At 64.7% G+C, this 13,241-nt stretch carries 13 protein-coding genes; all 13 read right to left on the bottom strand.

Going from position 1 to position 13,241, the window contains the following annotated elements:
• Positions 1-157: 157 nt before the first annotated feature.
• The gene (locus DNK34_RS11685; protein ID WP_131175068.1) at positions 158-1,306 is read right to left on the bottom strand and encodes a pyridoxal phosphate-dependent aminotransferase; all 1,149 of its coding nucleotides are present in this window, start codon (positions 1,304-1,306) and stop codon (positions 158-160) included.
• Between the two features lie 126 nt (positions 1,307-1,432).
• The gene (der, locus tag DNK34_RS11690; RefSeq protein WP_131175069.1) at positions 1,433-2,908 is read right to left on the bottom strand and encodes a ribosome biogenesis GTPase Der; all 1,476 of its coding nucleotides are present in this window, start codon (positions 2,906-2,908) and stop codon (positions 1,433-1,435) included.
• 116 nt (positions 2,909-3,024) lie between these two features.
• Positions 3,025-4,176: an outer membrane protein assembly factor BamB gene (bamB, locus tag DNK34_RS11695; RefSeq protein ID WP_131175070.1), complete on the bottom strand. Its 1,152-nt coding sequence runs from the start codon at positions 4,174-4,176 to the stop codon at positions 3,025-3,027.
• Entirely contained in the window at positions 4,169-4,813 is a 645-nt protein-coding gene (locus DNK34_RS11700) for a tetratricopeptide repeat protein (RefSeq protein ID WP_131175071.1), read from the bottom strand. Before DNK34_RS11700 ends, bamB begins: the two co-directional genes overlap by 8 nt.
• 18 nt (positions 4,814-4,831) lie before the next feature.
• Positions 4,832-6,130, bottom strand: a complete 1,299-nt coding sequence (gene hisS, locus DNK34_RS11705; RefSeq protein ID WP_131175072.1) for a histidine--tRNA ligase — start codon at positions 6,128-6,130, stop codon at positions 4,832-4,834.
• A gap of 20 nt (positions 6,131-6,150) precedes the next feature.
• Positions 6,151-7,263 (bottom strand): flavodoxin-dependent (E)-4-hydroxy-3-methylbut-2-enyl-diphosphate synthase, encoded by a 1,113-nt coding sequence (gene ispG, locus DNK34_RS11710; RefSeq protein WP_131175073.1) that lies wholly within the window; start codon positions 7,261-7,263, stop codon positions 6,151-6,153.
• Position 7,264: 1 nt separating this feature from the next.
• The gene (locus tag DNK34_RS11715; RefSeq protein ID WP_131175074.1) at positions 7,265-8,278 is read right to left on the bottom strand and encodes a RodZ domain-containing protein; all 1,014 of its coding nucleotides are present in this window, start codon (positions 8,276-8,278) and stop codon (positions 7,265-7,267) included.
• Positions 8,278-9,036 carry a type IV pilus biogenesis/stability protein PilW gene (gene pilW / locus DNK34_RS11720; protein WP_131175221.1) on the bottom strand — a complete coding sequence of 253 codons (759 nt, stop codon included), beginning with the start codon at positions 9,034-9,036 and terminating at the stop codon, positions 8,278-8,280. The genes DNK34_RS11715 and pilW overlap by 1 nt, the downstream gene beginning before the upstream one ends.
• A 13-nt stretch (positions 9,037-9,049) precedes the next feature.
• Positions 9,050-10,201 (bottom strand): dual-specificity RNA methyltransferase RlmN, encoded by a 1,152-nt coding sequence (gene rlmN, locus DNK34_RS11725; RefSeq protein WP_131175075.1) that lies wholly within the window; start codon positions 10,199-10,201, stop codon positions 9,050-9,052.
• A gap of 24 nt (positions 10,202-10,225) precedes the next feature.
• A complete protein-coding gene (gene ndk / locus DNK34_RS11730; RefSeq protein ID WP_131175076.1) occupies positions 10,226-10,657 on the bottom strand; it encodes a nucleoside-diphosphate kinase in 432 nt (143 codons plus the stop codon).
• Positions 10,658-10,781: 124 nt separating this feature from the next.
• Positions 10,782-10,982: a Fe-S cluster assembly protein IscX gene (gene iscX, locus DNK34_RS11735; RefSeq protein ID WP_131175077.1), complete on the bottom strand. Its 201-nt coding sequence runs from the start codon at positions 10,980-10,982 to the stop codon at positions 10,782-10,784.
• Positions 10,983-11,002: 20 nt separating this feature from the next.
• Positions 11,003-11,344, bottom strand: coding sequence for an ISC system 2Fe-2S type ferredoxin (fdx, locus tag DNK34_RS11740; RefSeq protein ID WP_131175078.1), 342 nt, complete (start codon positions 11,342-11,344; stop codon positions 11,003-11,005).
• Positions 11,345-11,347: 3 nt separating this feature from the next.
• Positions 11,348-13,213 (bottom strand): Fe-S protein assembly chaperone HscA, encoded by a 1,866-nt coding sequence (gene hscA / locus DNK34_RS11745; RefSeq protein ID WP_131175079.1) that lies wholly within the window; start codon positions 13,211-13,213, stop codon positions 11,348-11,350.
• Positions 13,214-13,241: the final 28 nt, after the last annotated feature.

The following is a 13,241-nucleotide window of genomic DNA, read 5'->3' on the forward strand; positions in this document are numbered from 1 at the left end:
TGCAGTCATGCGTAAATACCTGACTGGCGTCTGGGCTTGCCTGAAGCTCGGTGTGCCTTTCGATTCATCCGAGCTATTCAGCAATGAACACCTGAAAAACGCTTGACCACTAACAGAGTATCTACAGTTCGTCTTCCCTGCAAGGATTACGGCGCACTTATATCTGCCGTAGTTTTTCCGCTGCCTGGCGCAGAGTCTCTTCACGCTTGGCGAAACAGAAGCGCACCAGACGCTGCGCCGGATCAGGTGCCTGGCAGAACACCGACACCGGGATCGCCGCCACGCCATGCTCCCGGGTCAACCACTGGGCCATCGCCACATCGTCCAGATCCGGGCGAATCGCCGAATAGTCGACCAACTGGAAGTAGGTGCCCGGCGACCGGGTGAAGGCGAAGCGCGAAGCGGCCAGCAGGTCGCAGAACAGGTCGCGCTTGGCCTGGTAGAAGGCAGGCAGCTCTTCGACATGCCCGGGATGGGCCGCCATGAACTCGGCCAGACCATGCTGCAACGGCATCACGCCGCAGAAATTCACGTACTGGTGGATCTTGCGCAGTTCGGCGGACAGCGCAGGCGGCGCCACCACGTAGCCGGTCTTCCAGCCGGTGACGTGATAGGTCTTGCCGAACGAGCTGACCACGAAGGCCCGCTGGTAAAGCTCCTCGTGGGCCAGCAAGCTGGCATGCTGGACACCGTCGTAGATCAGGTGCTCGTAGACCTCGTCGCTGATCACATGGATGTCGCGGCCACGGATCAGCTCGGCCAGCCTGTCCAGGTCGGCGCGAGTCAGCAGCGCGCCGCTGGGGTTGTGCGGCGAGTTGAGGAAGATCAGCCGGGTGCGCGGGCCGATGGCGTCGCTCAGGCGCTGCCAGTCCACGGCGAAATCCGGCAGCGCCAGCGGCACGTGTATACAGCGGCCACCGGCCAGTTCCACAGAAGGCTCGTAACTGTCGTAGCAGGGGTCGAGGACGATGGCCTCGTCACCCGGGTGGATCAGCGCCTGCACCGCGCAGAAGATCGCCTCGGTGGCGCCGGGGGTGATGGTGATCTCGCTATCGGCATCGCGCTGCACGCCGTAGCTGCGCGCCAGCTTGGCCGCCACCTGCTGGCGCAGGCTCGGCAGCCCGGTCATCGGCGAATACTGGTTGCGCCCTTCCAGCACATGCCGCGCGACGGCCTCACGCAGGGCCTGCGGCCCGTCGAAATCGGGAAACCCCTGGGACAGGTTGATCGCGCCGACATCGGTGGCGAGCTGGGACATGGTGGTGAAGATGGTGGTGCCGACGTTGGGCAGCTTGCTGGCGAGCATGACGTGCTCCTGATGGACGACAGGGTTAAAGCCGATAAAAGCGCCGGAAGGCTTGAGGCTGAACGAAAAGCTAGCTGGCGGCCTGCACCTCGTCCAGCCTTCAGCCTTCCAGCGCTCCTATCGGCTTTACCGTTTCTTGTCCTTGCGCTTCTTCTCGGCTTTCTTGTGGTGGCTCATCAGCCGGCGCTTCTTGTTCACCTGGCGGTCGGTCAGGGTGTTCTTCTTGTCCTCGTAGGGGTTTTCGCCGCCCTTGTACTCGATGCGGATCGGCGTGCCGACCAGTTTGAGCACGCGCCGGTAGGTGTTTTCCAGGTAGCGCGAGTAGGCCCGCGGGACGGCATCGACCTGGTTGCCGTGGATCACGATCAGCGGCGGGTTGGCGCCGCCCAGGTGGGCATAGCGCAGCTTGATGCGGCGTCCGTTGACCAGGGGCGGCTGGTGCTCGCGCACCGCGTCCTCGAGGATCTGCGTCAGGCGGCTGGTCGGCCAGCGGGTAATGGCCGACTGGAACGAGGCCTGCACCGACTTGTACAGATGGCCGACGCCGGTGCCGTGCAGCGCCGAAATGAAATGGATATCGGCGAAATCGACGAAGAACAGCCGGCGTTGCAACTCGGTCTTCACGTAGTCGCGCTCGCTGGGCTCCATGCCGTCCCACTTGTTGAGGGCGATGACCAGGGCACGACCGCTCTCGAGCACGAAACCGAGCAGGTTGAGGTCGTGATCGACCACGCCCTCGCGGGCGTCCATGACGAACACCACGACGTTGGAATCCTGGATCGCCTGCAGCGTCTTGACCACCGAGAACTTCTCGACCGCCTCGAAGATCTTGCCACGCCGGCGCACGCCGGCGGTATCGATCAGGGTGTACTTCTCGTCATCCCGCTCGAAGGGGATGTAGATGCTGTCGCGGGTGGTGCCGGCCTGGTCGTAGACGATGACCCGGTCCTCGCCGAGCATGCGGTTGACCAGGGTCGACTTGCCGACGTTGGGACGGCCGATGATCGCCAGCTTGATGCCGTCCTTCTCGCTCGGGCCGGGAATGCGCTTGGCTTCCTCGCCTTCGGCGACCTCTTCGGGCTCTTCGCCGTCGGCCAGCTCGCCGGCATCCTTGGGAAACTCGCCCAGGGCGGCTTCGAGCATCTGGGTGATGCCACGCCCGTGGGCGCCGGCGATGGCCAGGGCTTCGCCCATGCCCAGCGGGGCGAACTCGGCGCGGGCCAGATCCGGGTCGAGGTTGTCGACCTTGTTGACCACCAGGAAGCTGCGCTTGTTGCGCTTGCGCAGGTGCTCGCCGATCATCTGGTCGGAAGCGGACAGCCCGGCACGGGCATCCACCAGGAACAGCACGGCATCGGCTTCCTCGATGGCCTGCAGGGACTGCTCGGCCATCTTCGCGTCGATGCCCTCCTCGTCACCGGAAATACCGCCGGTGTCGATCACGATGTAGGTGCGCCCCTGCCACTTGGCCTCGCCGTACTGGCGGTCGCGGGTCAGACCCGAAAGGTCGCCGACGATCGCGTCGCGGGTTCGGGTCAGGCGGTTGAACAGGGTGGATTTACCGACGTTCGGCCGGCCCACCAGGGCAATTACGGGAACCATTCGGCTCTCCACTTCGTTATTTCAAAAAATACAAAAGCCGCTGCACAGGCAGCGGCCGCAATTCACGCACGTTCCGACCGGGTTGCATGGCCAGGCCATGCAACCCGGTCGCGGGCTCACTTGATGGTCAGGGCCACCAGCTTGCCGCCGTTGCCGAAGGCGTACAGCCAGTCACCGACCACCAGCGGACGGGCACGCAGGCCGTCGCTGTCGATCCGGATACGACCGACGAAGCGACCGTCGACCTGACTGATCAGGTGCAGATAGCCCTCGAAATCGCCAAAGGCCACATAGCTGGAGAACACCTGCGGAGCGGACAGCTGGCGGCGGGCCAGGGCGTCGTTGGTCCACAGCGCCGAAGCCGAGCGCTCGTCGATGCTTTCCACGGTGCCGCTGGCCAGGGTGACGTAGACGTTGCCGAAGCCCTGGGCCACGCCCATGGAGCTGGAAGCCTCGCGCTGCCACAGCACACGGCCGCTCTCCAGATCCAGCGCGGCGACACGGCCCTGGTAGGTCACCACGTACAGCTGGCCACCGGACAACAGCAGACCGCCATCGATATCGACGATGCGATCCAACTCGGAACGGCCCTGGGGAATGGCGACGCGCTGCTCCCACACCGGGATGCCGCGCTGGACGTCGAGGGCGATGACCTTGCCGCTGGACAGGCCGGCGATGGCCAACTGGTTGGTCAGCACCGGGCTGCCGGTGCCGCGCAGGGTCAGTACCGCCGGCGTGTTTTCGAAGATCCAGCGCCGCTCGCCGTTGTAGGCGTCCAGGGCGATCAGGGTATCGTCCTGGGTCTGCACCAGCACGGTGTCGCCGTTGATCGCCGGGGCCGACAGCACTTCGCTGGTGGCCTTGGCACGCCATCTTTCTTCGCCGGTGGAGGCGTCCAGGGCGATCACGTCGCCCTTGAGGGTGCCGAGCACGACCATGCCGTAACCGGCGCCCACCGCGCCGGATACCGGCACGTCGAGATCCTTCTTCCAGGTCACTTTGCCGGTCGTGCGCTCGATCGACATGATCAGGCCCTCGACGTCCGCCGCGTAGATCTGCTCGCCATCGACGGCCGGTTCGAGAATGTTGTAGGTCTCGCCCTGCCCCTCGCCGATCGAACGGCTCCACTCTTTCTGCAGTTGCACTTCTGCCTTGAAGTCGGGCAGCTCGGCGGGCGGCAGTTCCTTCTTGCTGTTGCTGCTGCAACCCACGACCAGTACGGCCAGGGCCAGCAGTGCGGCGTTCTTCCAGCGCATCACGTCATGCATCCCCTTTGGCCAGATCGTCGATCTTCATTTGCAGACCGCCCACGGCAGCCTCTTCGGCAAGCGCGCCCTTGGCCTTCAGGTAGGCGGCATGGGCGTCATCGGTGCGGCCCAGCTTCACCAGCAGGTCGCCCTTGAGTTCTTCGCGGCTGGCCAGATAAGCCTGGTCGGCATCGCCTTCGAGCAGCTTCAGCGCCTCATCGGCCTTGTCCTGGGCCGAGAGCACCCGGGCCAGACGCTGACGCGCCAGCTCGCCGAGGGTTTCGTTGGCCGGCTTGTCGAGGACGCTGCGCAGTTCGCTGGCGGCATCCTCGAGCTTGCCCGATTCCACCGCCACCTTGGCGACGAACAGACTGCCGTACTGGGCGTACTGGGTGCCGCCGAAATCGCTCTTGAGCTGACCGGCCAGCGCTGCGACCTTGGCCGCATCCGGCTGGCCGCTCGGAGTCAGCGCGCTTTCCAGCAACTGCTGGTAGAGCATGGAGGCGCCCTGGGCCTGATTGGCCTGGTGCTTCTGCCAGCCCTGCCAACCCAGCACCACGATCAGCGCCAGGGCGCCGCCGGCCAGCAACGGCTTGCCGTTGCGCTGCCACCAGTCCTTGAATACGGCCAGTTCATCATCATCGGTACGCGAAACCACCCCAATACTCCTTAATCGCTAAATCGCTTGAGCCTGCTTGGTGCAGGACGCCAGGTGGTCGGCAAGAGCCGACCAGGCAATGCTTTGTTGTTCGCTGTCGTCGCGCAAAGGCTTGCAACCTACCACGCGCCTGGCCAGTTCGTCCTCACCCAGAATCAGCGCATACCGGGCGCCGCTCTTGTCGGCCTTCTTGAACTGGCTCTTGAAACTGCCGCCACCGGCGTTGACCAGCAGGCGCAACCCGGGCAGCGCCTCGCGCAGTTCCTCGGCCAGGGCCAGGGCCGCCAGCTCGGCCGGCTCGCCGAATGCGCAGATGAAGGCATCGGCCGGGCGATTCAACTCGGCCGGCACCCGCTGCAGGGTTTCCAGCAGCAGCACCAGACGCTCGACGCCCATGGCGAAACCGACACCCGGGGTCGGCTTGCCGCCGAACTGGGTGATCAGGCCGTCGTAACGGCCGCCGGCGCACACGGTGCCCTGGGCGCCGAGCTTGTCGGTGACCCATTCGAATACGGTACGTCCGTAGTAATCCAGGCCACGCACCAGCTTGGGATTGATCTGGTAGGCGATGCCCACGGCGTCCAGACGCGCCTTGAGCCCCTCGAAGTGCACGCGCGACGCCTCGTCGAGGTAGTCGTGCAGGGTCGGCGCATCGGCGAGCAGCGCCTGGGTGCTGGCCACCTTGCTGTCGAGGATACGCAGCGGATTGGTGGTCAGACGGCGCTGGCTGTCCTCGTCGAGCTGATCGAAACGCGCCTGCAGATAGTCCACCAGGGCATCGCGATAGACCGCGCGCGCCTCGCTGGAGCCCAGGCTGTTGAGCTGCAGGGTCACCGCATCGCTGAGGCCGAGCTGCTTCCACAGGCGCCAGGTCAGGGTGATCAGCTCGGCATCGATGTCCGGCCCGGGCAGGTTGAAGACCTCCACGCCGATCTGATGGAACTGCCGGTAGCGGCCCTTCTGCGGCTTCTCGTAGCGGAACATGGGGCCGGCGTACCACAGCTTCTGCACCTGGCCGCCGCCGCTCATGCCGTGCTCTAGCACGGCGCGCACGCAGCCGGCGGTGCCTTCGGGGCGCAGGGTCAGGGATTCGTTGTTGCGGTCGAGGAAGGTGTACATCTCCTTGTCGACCACGTCGGTACCCTCGCCGATGCCCCGGGCGAACAGTTCGGTGAACTCGAGGATCGGCAGGCGGATTTCCTGATAACCGTAGCCATCGAGCAAGCGCGCCAGGGTGGTTTCCAGGTAACGCCAGGCCGGGGTCTGCTCCGGCAGGATATCGTTCATGCCACGAATGGCTTGCAGGGACTTGCTCAATTCGATTCCTTAGATACGCATCAGCCGCGCACGATCACCGCCGCATCGGCGGCGACCTTCTCGGCGGCTTTCTCGCGGATCAGCTTTTCCAGCTGATCCACCAGGTTTTCGTTGTTCATTTTCTGCGCCGGCTTGCCGTCGATGTAGATCAGGTTGTTCGGCGTGCCGCCGGTGAGGCCGATATGGGCCTCCTTGGCTTCGCCCGGCCCGTTGACCACGCAACCGATCACCGCGACGTCCATCGGCACCAGCAGGTCCTCGACCCGGGTCTCCAGCTCGTTCATGGTCTTGACCACGTCGAAGTTCTGCCGCGAACAGCTCGGACAGGCGATGAAGTTGATGCCCCGCGAGCGCAGACGCAGCGACTTGAGGATATCGAAGCCGACCTTGATCTCCTCCACCGGGTCGGCGGCCAGGGAGATGCGGATGGTGTCGCCGATACCGTCGGCCAGCAGCATGCCCAGGCCGACGGAGGACTTTACCGTACCGGAGCGCAGGCCGCCCGCTTCGGTGATGCCCAGGTGCAACGGTTGTTCGATCTGCTTGGCCAGCAATCGGTAGGCCTCGACGGCCATGAACACGTCGGAGGCCTTGACGCTGACCTTGAAGTCCGGGAAGTTCAGGCGATCCAGGTGCTCGACATGGCGCAGGGCCGACTCGACCAGCGCCTCGGGCGTCGGCTCGCCGTATTTCTTCTGCAGATCCTTCTCCAGCGAACCGGCATTGACCCCGATACGGATCGGGATGCCCTTGTCGCGGGCGGCTTCGACCACCGCCCTGACCCGGTCTTCACGACCGATGTTGCCGGGGTTGATGCGCAGGCAATCGACACCCAGCTCGGCAACGCGCAGGGCGATCTGATAATCGAAGTGGATGTCGGCCACCAGCGGCAGGTTGACCTGTTGCCTGATCCTGCCGAAGGCTTCGGCGGCGTCCATGTCGGGCACGGAAACCCGGACGATATCGGCACCGGCCATTTCGAGGCGACGGATCTGCTCGACCGTGGCGGCGACATCGTTGGTATCGGTATTGGTCATACTCTGCACGGCGATGGGCGCATCGCCACCCACCGGCACCGAGCCGACCCAGATCTTGCGTGACGGCCGACGCTTGATCGGCGATTCACCGTGCATATTACTGCCCACCCAACTGCAAACGTGCGGTTTCGCCGGAAATGAACGGGGTCACGTCCACGGCGTTGCCGTTATAGGAAACCTGGGCCCCGCGGGCGAAGCCGAGACGCAGCTCCAGCGGCGCCCTGGCGCGTACATCGAGGCTGTCGCCGGAACGCTTCAGGCCACTGGAAACGATCTTGCCCGTGGCATCGGTGATCTGGATCCAGCAATCGGCCGTGAACCTGATGCTGACCAGCCCTTCGCCGGCGACCGCGGGCGCTGCAGGCGGGGTTGCCGCGGGTGCTGCAGGCGCACTGGCAGCCGGCGCAGCGGGTGTTTCCGCCGCGGCCGGAGCCTGGGCCGGGTTGGCGGGCGCAGCAGCGCCAGCGGCTGGCGGATTCTGCTCGAGCAGTTCACCGGCGGTGGCTTCGGGCTCGGCGCCTTCGGCCTGTGCCGCCTCGTCGGCCGGCAGGCTCGGCAGGGGCAGCTCGGTACCGTTCTGGGCCTCGGCGACGGCCTGATCTTCCGGCTCGTCGAGGGGATGGATCTGGGTGGTGCCGTCGGCGCCATCGACTTCCACATGGCCGATGCCGCTGCTGCTGAAATCGTCGAGCTGCCAGCCACCCTGCTCCTGCCACCAGTAGAAGCAGGCGCCCCCCAGGGCCAACAGCAGCAGGAAGCTGACCAGACGCAGGATGCCCTGCGAATAGCGCACCGGCTCCTCGATCCGGCCCAGGGCATGCACGCTGCTGCCAGCCGCATCGCTGCCGGTGAACTGGTCGAACTCGCTCACCAGGGTGCTCTGCTCCAGGCCGAGCAGCTTGGCATAGGCCCGGATATAGCCACGGGCGAAGGTGTGGCCCGGCAGCTTCTCGAATTCACCCGCCTCGAGCTGGCTCAGGCGCATGGGCGTCAGATTGAGCTGAGCAGCCACTTCCGCTACCGACAGGCCCTTGCTTTCACGGGCGACACGCAAGGACTCGCCAGGGTTGACGCGATGAGCTGCTGCAACTTCGGGTTGGGCCGCTTTCATCATTGCTCCGACAGGTATTGCTGATATTCCGGCGTACCGGGATAAAGACGTTTCAACTGCAGGCCGATGCTGGCGGCCCGGTCACGATCCTCGAAGATCCTGGCCAGACGCGCGCCCAGCAACAGGCTGCGGGCATTCTGTTCGGACACGGCGCTGAAACCTTGGTAATAGCTGCGCGCCGGGACGTACTGTTGCTCTTCGTAGGAAATGTTCGCCATCTCCAGCAACGCCCGCGGTTGACGGCTGTTCAGCCGCAGCGAACGTTCGAAATAGGCTTTGGCCTGCTCACGCTGCTTGAGCATCAGCGCGGTCATGCCGAGGTTTTCGAAGATCCGTGCGCGCTCGGGATAGAGGCTGTCCTCGGAGGCCTGACGATAACGCTCGAGCGCTTCGGTGTAGCGTTTCTGTTCGAACAGGAAACTGCCGTAGTTGTTCAACAGGCGAGCATCCTTGGGATTCGCCGACAGCGACTTGCGAAAGTGCTCGTCGGCCAGCTGCGGCTCCATCTCGCGCTGGAACACCAGGGCCAGCGCCGCATGGGCATCGGAGCCCGACGGATTGATATCCAGCGCATTCTTCAGTGGAATCTTGGCGCGCCCGGTTTCGCCCTGCTGCAGGTAGCCGATGCCGAGCTGGACGAACGAATCGTAGGCCTTCTTGCGGCCCTCCGGCGTTTTCATCGGATCGACGTCGCCGGTCGACACGCAACCGACCAGCAAGGTGGCGACTAGCAGGAACAGCGCAGGACGCAACGCAATCATGGAGATCCTCTCAGGTACGATTGGCAGCGGAACGCGGCGACTCTGCCTCGCTACTCAGCTGGCGCACGGCGATATAGCGCTCGCTGCGACGGGTACGATCCATCACCTGCCCGACCAGTTGGCCGCAGGCCGCATCGATGTCTTCGCCGCGGGTGGTACGCACGGTGACGTTGTGCCCGGCCTTGTGCAACAGATCCTGGAAACGCCGGATCGCATTGTTGCTCGGCCGCTCGTACCCCGAATGGGGGAACGGATTGAACGGGATCAGGTTGATCTTGCAGGGCACGTCCGCCAGCAGCACGATCATCTGCTCGGCGTGCTCGAGTCTATCGTTCACGTCCTTGAGCAGGGTGTACTCGATTGTCAGCACACGTTTCTCGCCGAGGCGCGACACATAGCGCTTGCAGGCCGCCAGCAGCATGTCCAGCGGGTACTTCTTGTTGATCGGCACCAACTGGCTGCGCAGCTCGTCGTTCGGCGCGTGCAACGACAGCGCCAGGGACACGTCGATGACCTCGGCCAGCTTGTCGATCATCGGCACCACGCCGGAGGTGGACAGGGTCACCTTGCGCTTGGAAATGCCATAGCCGAGGTCGTCCATCATGATCTTCATGGCGGCGACCACGTTGTCGAAGTTGAGCAGGGGCTCGCCCATGCCCATCATCACCACGTTGGTCACGGCACGGTCGATCTTCGCCGGCACGCTGCCGAACGACTTGTTGGCGATCCACACCTGGCCGATGATCTCGGCCGCGGTCAGATCGCTGTTGAACCCCTGCTTGCCGGTGGAGCAGAAACTGCAGTCCAGGGCACAGCCGGCCTGCGAGGAAACGCACAGGGTGCCACGCCCGCCCTGGGGGATGTACACGGTTTCCACGCAACTGCCCGACGCCACACGCACCACCCACTTGCGCGTGCCATCGGTGGAAATATCTTCGCTGACCACTTCCGGGCCGCGAATGCAGGCACAAGCCTTGAGCTTTTCGCGCAAGGCCTTGCCGACGTTGCTCATGGCGTCGAAATCATCGACGCCAAAGTGGTGAATCCACTTCATGACCTGACCGGCACGGAAGCGCTTTTCCCCGATGCTGTCGAAGAACTGCTCCATTTCCGGCTGGGTCAGGCCCAGCAGGTTGATTTTGCCGTTGCTGTCGGTCGTCATGGCTTCACCCTCGCACGCATCGCCTCAGCGAATGCGGGCGCATACCTCGGTAGCGGAGAAGAAGTAGGCGATCTCGCGAGCGGCGGAAGCCTCGGAGTCGGAGCCGTGCACGGCGTTCTCGTCGATGGACACGGCGAAGTCGGCGCGGATGGTGCCGGCGGCGGCTTCCTTCGGGTTGGTGGCGCCCATCAGTTCGCGGTTCTGGGCAATGGCGTTCTCGCCTTCCAGCACCTGGACGATGACCGGGCCGGAGGTCATGAACGCGACCAGATCCTTGAAGAAGCCGCGCTCGCTGTGCTCGGCGTAGAAGCCGGCGGCCTCGCGCTCGGACAGTTGCAGCATTTTCGAAGCGACGACGCGCAGGCCGGCCTTCTCGAAGCGGGTGACGATCTCACCGATGACGTTTTTAGCGACGGCATCGGGCTTGATGATGGAGAAAGTGCGTTGAACAGCCATGTGAAACTCCAGAAACGATGATTAAAGCCAAAAATTAAACCCGCGAATTATACGCGGGTTCCATTCAAAAACATAACAGCGGCCCTTCGCGGCCCCGCCTGGCTGGCAAGGCCGTCTCAGCGCCTCACTGCACTTCTTCGATCCAGGCGGCCTGAATGGCTTCGAGTACCTTTTCGCCGCCGCGTTGCGGATCGTCGGAAAATTCCGGCAGCGCCAGCACCCAGCGCTGCAACTCGACGAAATTCACGTAACGAGGATCGACCTCCGGCTTGCTCTCGGCAAGCTGGATGGCAATTTCAAGTACATCAACCCATTTCAGGCTCATGACGGCAGCTCCCTGATCAATCAGTGCGGCGCTTCGGCCGCGTGGTTGAGCGAATACTTCGGAATCTCGACGGTGATGTCCTGCTCCCCGACGATCGCCTGGCAGGCCAGGCGCGACTGCGCCTCCAGCCCCCAGGCCTTGTCCAGGTAGTCTTCCTCCAGCTCGTCGGCCTCGTTCAGCGAGTCGAAACCCTCGCGCACGATGCAGTGGCAGGTGGTGCAGGCGCACACACCGCCGCAGGCGCTTTCCATCTCGATATGGTGCTCGTGGGCCAGCTCCAGGATGGAAATCCCCGGTTCCGCCTCCACCACCAGCCCATCCGGGCAGAATTTTTCGTGGGGCAGGAAAATTACCTGAGGCATCAGTTATTCCTCGATCTCATTCAGGTTGCGCCCGGCCAACGCGGCTTTTACCGTCGAATCCAGGCGGCGGGCGGCAAAGGCATCGGTCACCTGCGACAGACGCTTGGTCTGCTGCTCGATGGCCAGACCATCGGTGCCGTTTATCAAATCACGCAATTCTTGCATCTGATACTCGATCGCCAGGCGCTCGTCGGCGTCCAGAAGACGCTCGCCATCGGCCTCCAGGGCGCCCTGCACCGCTTCGAGCAGACGCTGCGCGTCGACCTGCTGCTCGCGCAGCACGCGGGCGGCCTTGTCGCCACCGGCATGCTGGAAGGAGTCCTGTAGCATGCGCGCGACCTCCCCATCGGTCAGCCCATAGGAAGGCTTGACCTGGATACTCGCCTCGACGCCCGACGCCAGCTCCCGGGCCGCGACGCTGAGCAGGCCATCGGCATCGACCTGGAAGGTCACGCGGATCTTCGCCGCGCCGGCGACCATTGGCGGAATACCGCGCAACTCGAAGCGCGCCAGGGAGCGGCAGTCGCTGATCAGCTCGCGCTCGCCCTGCAGCACATGGATCATCATGGCGCTCTGGCCATCCTTGTAGGTGGTGAAGTCCTGCGCCCGCGCCACCGGGATGGTGGTATTGCGCGGAATCACCTTCTCCATCAGCCCGCCCATGGTTTCCAGCCCCAGGGACAGCGGGATCACGTCCAGCAGCAGCAGTTCTTCGCCATCCTCGCGGCGGTTGCCGGCCAGGGCGTCGGCCTGGATCGCCGCGCCGATAGCGACCACCTGGTCGGGGTCGATGTCGGTCAGCGGCGGCCGGGCGAACAACTCGCCGACGGCCTGGCGCACCCGCGGCACGCGCGTGGAACCGCCGACCATGACCACGGCGCCGACATCCTCGACCTCGATTCCCGCGTCACGCACGGCGCGGCGGCAGGCCTTGAGGCTACGCGCCAGCAACGGCTCGATCAGCGCCTCGAACTGGCCACGGGACAGCTGCGCACGCCAGTCGCCGTAGCGGACCTCGACGGATTCGGCCTCGGTCAACGCTTCCTTGGCCGCGCAGGCGGTCTGCAGCAGGCTGCGCTGGGCACCCGGCTCGATATCGGCGGACAGGCCGGCCTGCTCGACGATCCAGCCGGCGATGGCATGGTCGAAATCGTCGCCGCCCAGGGCGCTGTCACCGCCGGTGGCGAGCACCTCGAAGACGCCGCCGGTCAGGCGCAGGATGGAGATATCGAAGGTGCCCCCGCCCAGGTCGTAGATCGCCACCACGCCCTCGGCCTTCTGATCGAGGCCATAGGCCACGGCCGCCGCGGTGGGCTCGTTGAGCAGGCGCAGCACATTCAGGCCGGCCAGGCGCGCCGCGTCCTTGGTCGCCTGGCGCTGCGAATCGTCGAAATAGGCCGGCACGGTGATCACCGCCCCCACCAGCTCGCCACCCAGCGAGGCTTCGGCGCGCTCACGCAGCACGCGGAGGATGTCGGCGGAGACCTCCACCGGGCTCTTGAGCCCCTGCACGGTGTCGATGAACGGCATGTGCGACTCGCCCGCGACGAAACGATAGGGCAGTTGCTCGCCCAACTGCTTGACGTCGGCCAGGCCGCGGCCCATCAGGCGCTTGACGGAGAGAATGCTGTTGAACGGATCACTCGCCGCATCGCGGCGGGCAGCCTCGCCCACCTCGACGCGATCGGCGTGATAGCGCACCGCCGAGGGCAGGATCAGGCGCCCCTGGCTATCGGGGAGTGGCTCGCTCAGGCCGCTACGCACGGCGGCGACCAGGGAATTGGTGGTACCCAGATCGATCCCGACAGCCAGACGACGCTGGTGTGGCTGTGGGCTCTGTCCGGGCTCAGCGATCTGCAATAAGGCCATGGTTAGTCGGTGCTTGTCTGGATATCAG

This window comes from Phytopseudomonas dryadis (genome assembly GCF_004327355.1).
Classification (GTDB): domain Bacteria; phylum Pseudomonadota; class Gammaproteobacteria; order Pseudomonadales; family Pseudomonadaceae; genus Aquipseudomonas; species Aquipseudomonas dryadis.

Coding starts and splice junctions, on each gene's coding strand:
- DNK34_RS11685 (WP_131175068.1), bottom strand. CDS start 1,306: ATGCTCGCCAGCAAGCTGCCCAACGTCGGCACCACCATCTTCACCACC.
- ndk (WP_131175076.1), bottom strand. CDS start 10,657: ATGGCTGTTCAACGCACTTTCTCCATCATCAAGCCCGATGCCGTCGCT.
- der (WP_131175069.1), bottom strand. CDS start 2,908: ATGGTTCCCGTAATTGCCCTGGTGGGCCGGCCGAACGTCGGTAAATCC.
- rlmN (WP_131175075.1), bottom strand. CDS start 10,201: ATGACGACCGACAGCAACGGCAAAATCAACCTGCTGGGCCTGACCCAG.
- hscA (WP_131175079.1), bottom strand. CDS start 13,213: ATGGCCTTATTGCAGATCGCTGAGCCCGGACAGAGCCCACAGCCACAC.
- ispG (WP_131175073.1), bottom strand. CDS start 7,263: ATGCACGGTGAATCGCCGATCAAGCGTCGGCCGTCACGCAAGATCTGG.
- iscX (WP_131175077.1), bottom strand. CDS start 10,982: ATGAGCCTGAAATGGGTTGATGTACTTGAAATTGCCATCCAGCTTGCC.
- fdx (WP_131175078.1), bottom strand. CDS start 11,344: ATGCCTCAGGTAATTTTCCTGCCCCACGAAAAATTCTGCCCGGATGGG.
- DNK34_RS11715 (WP_131175074.1), bottom strand. CDS start 8,278: ATGAAAGCGGCCCAACCCGAAGTTGCAGCAGCTCATCGCGTCAACCCT.
- bamB (WP_131175070.1), bottom strand. CDS start 4,176: ATGCATGACGTGATGCGCTGGAAGAACGCCGCACTGCTGGCCCTGGCC.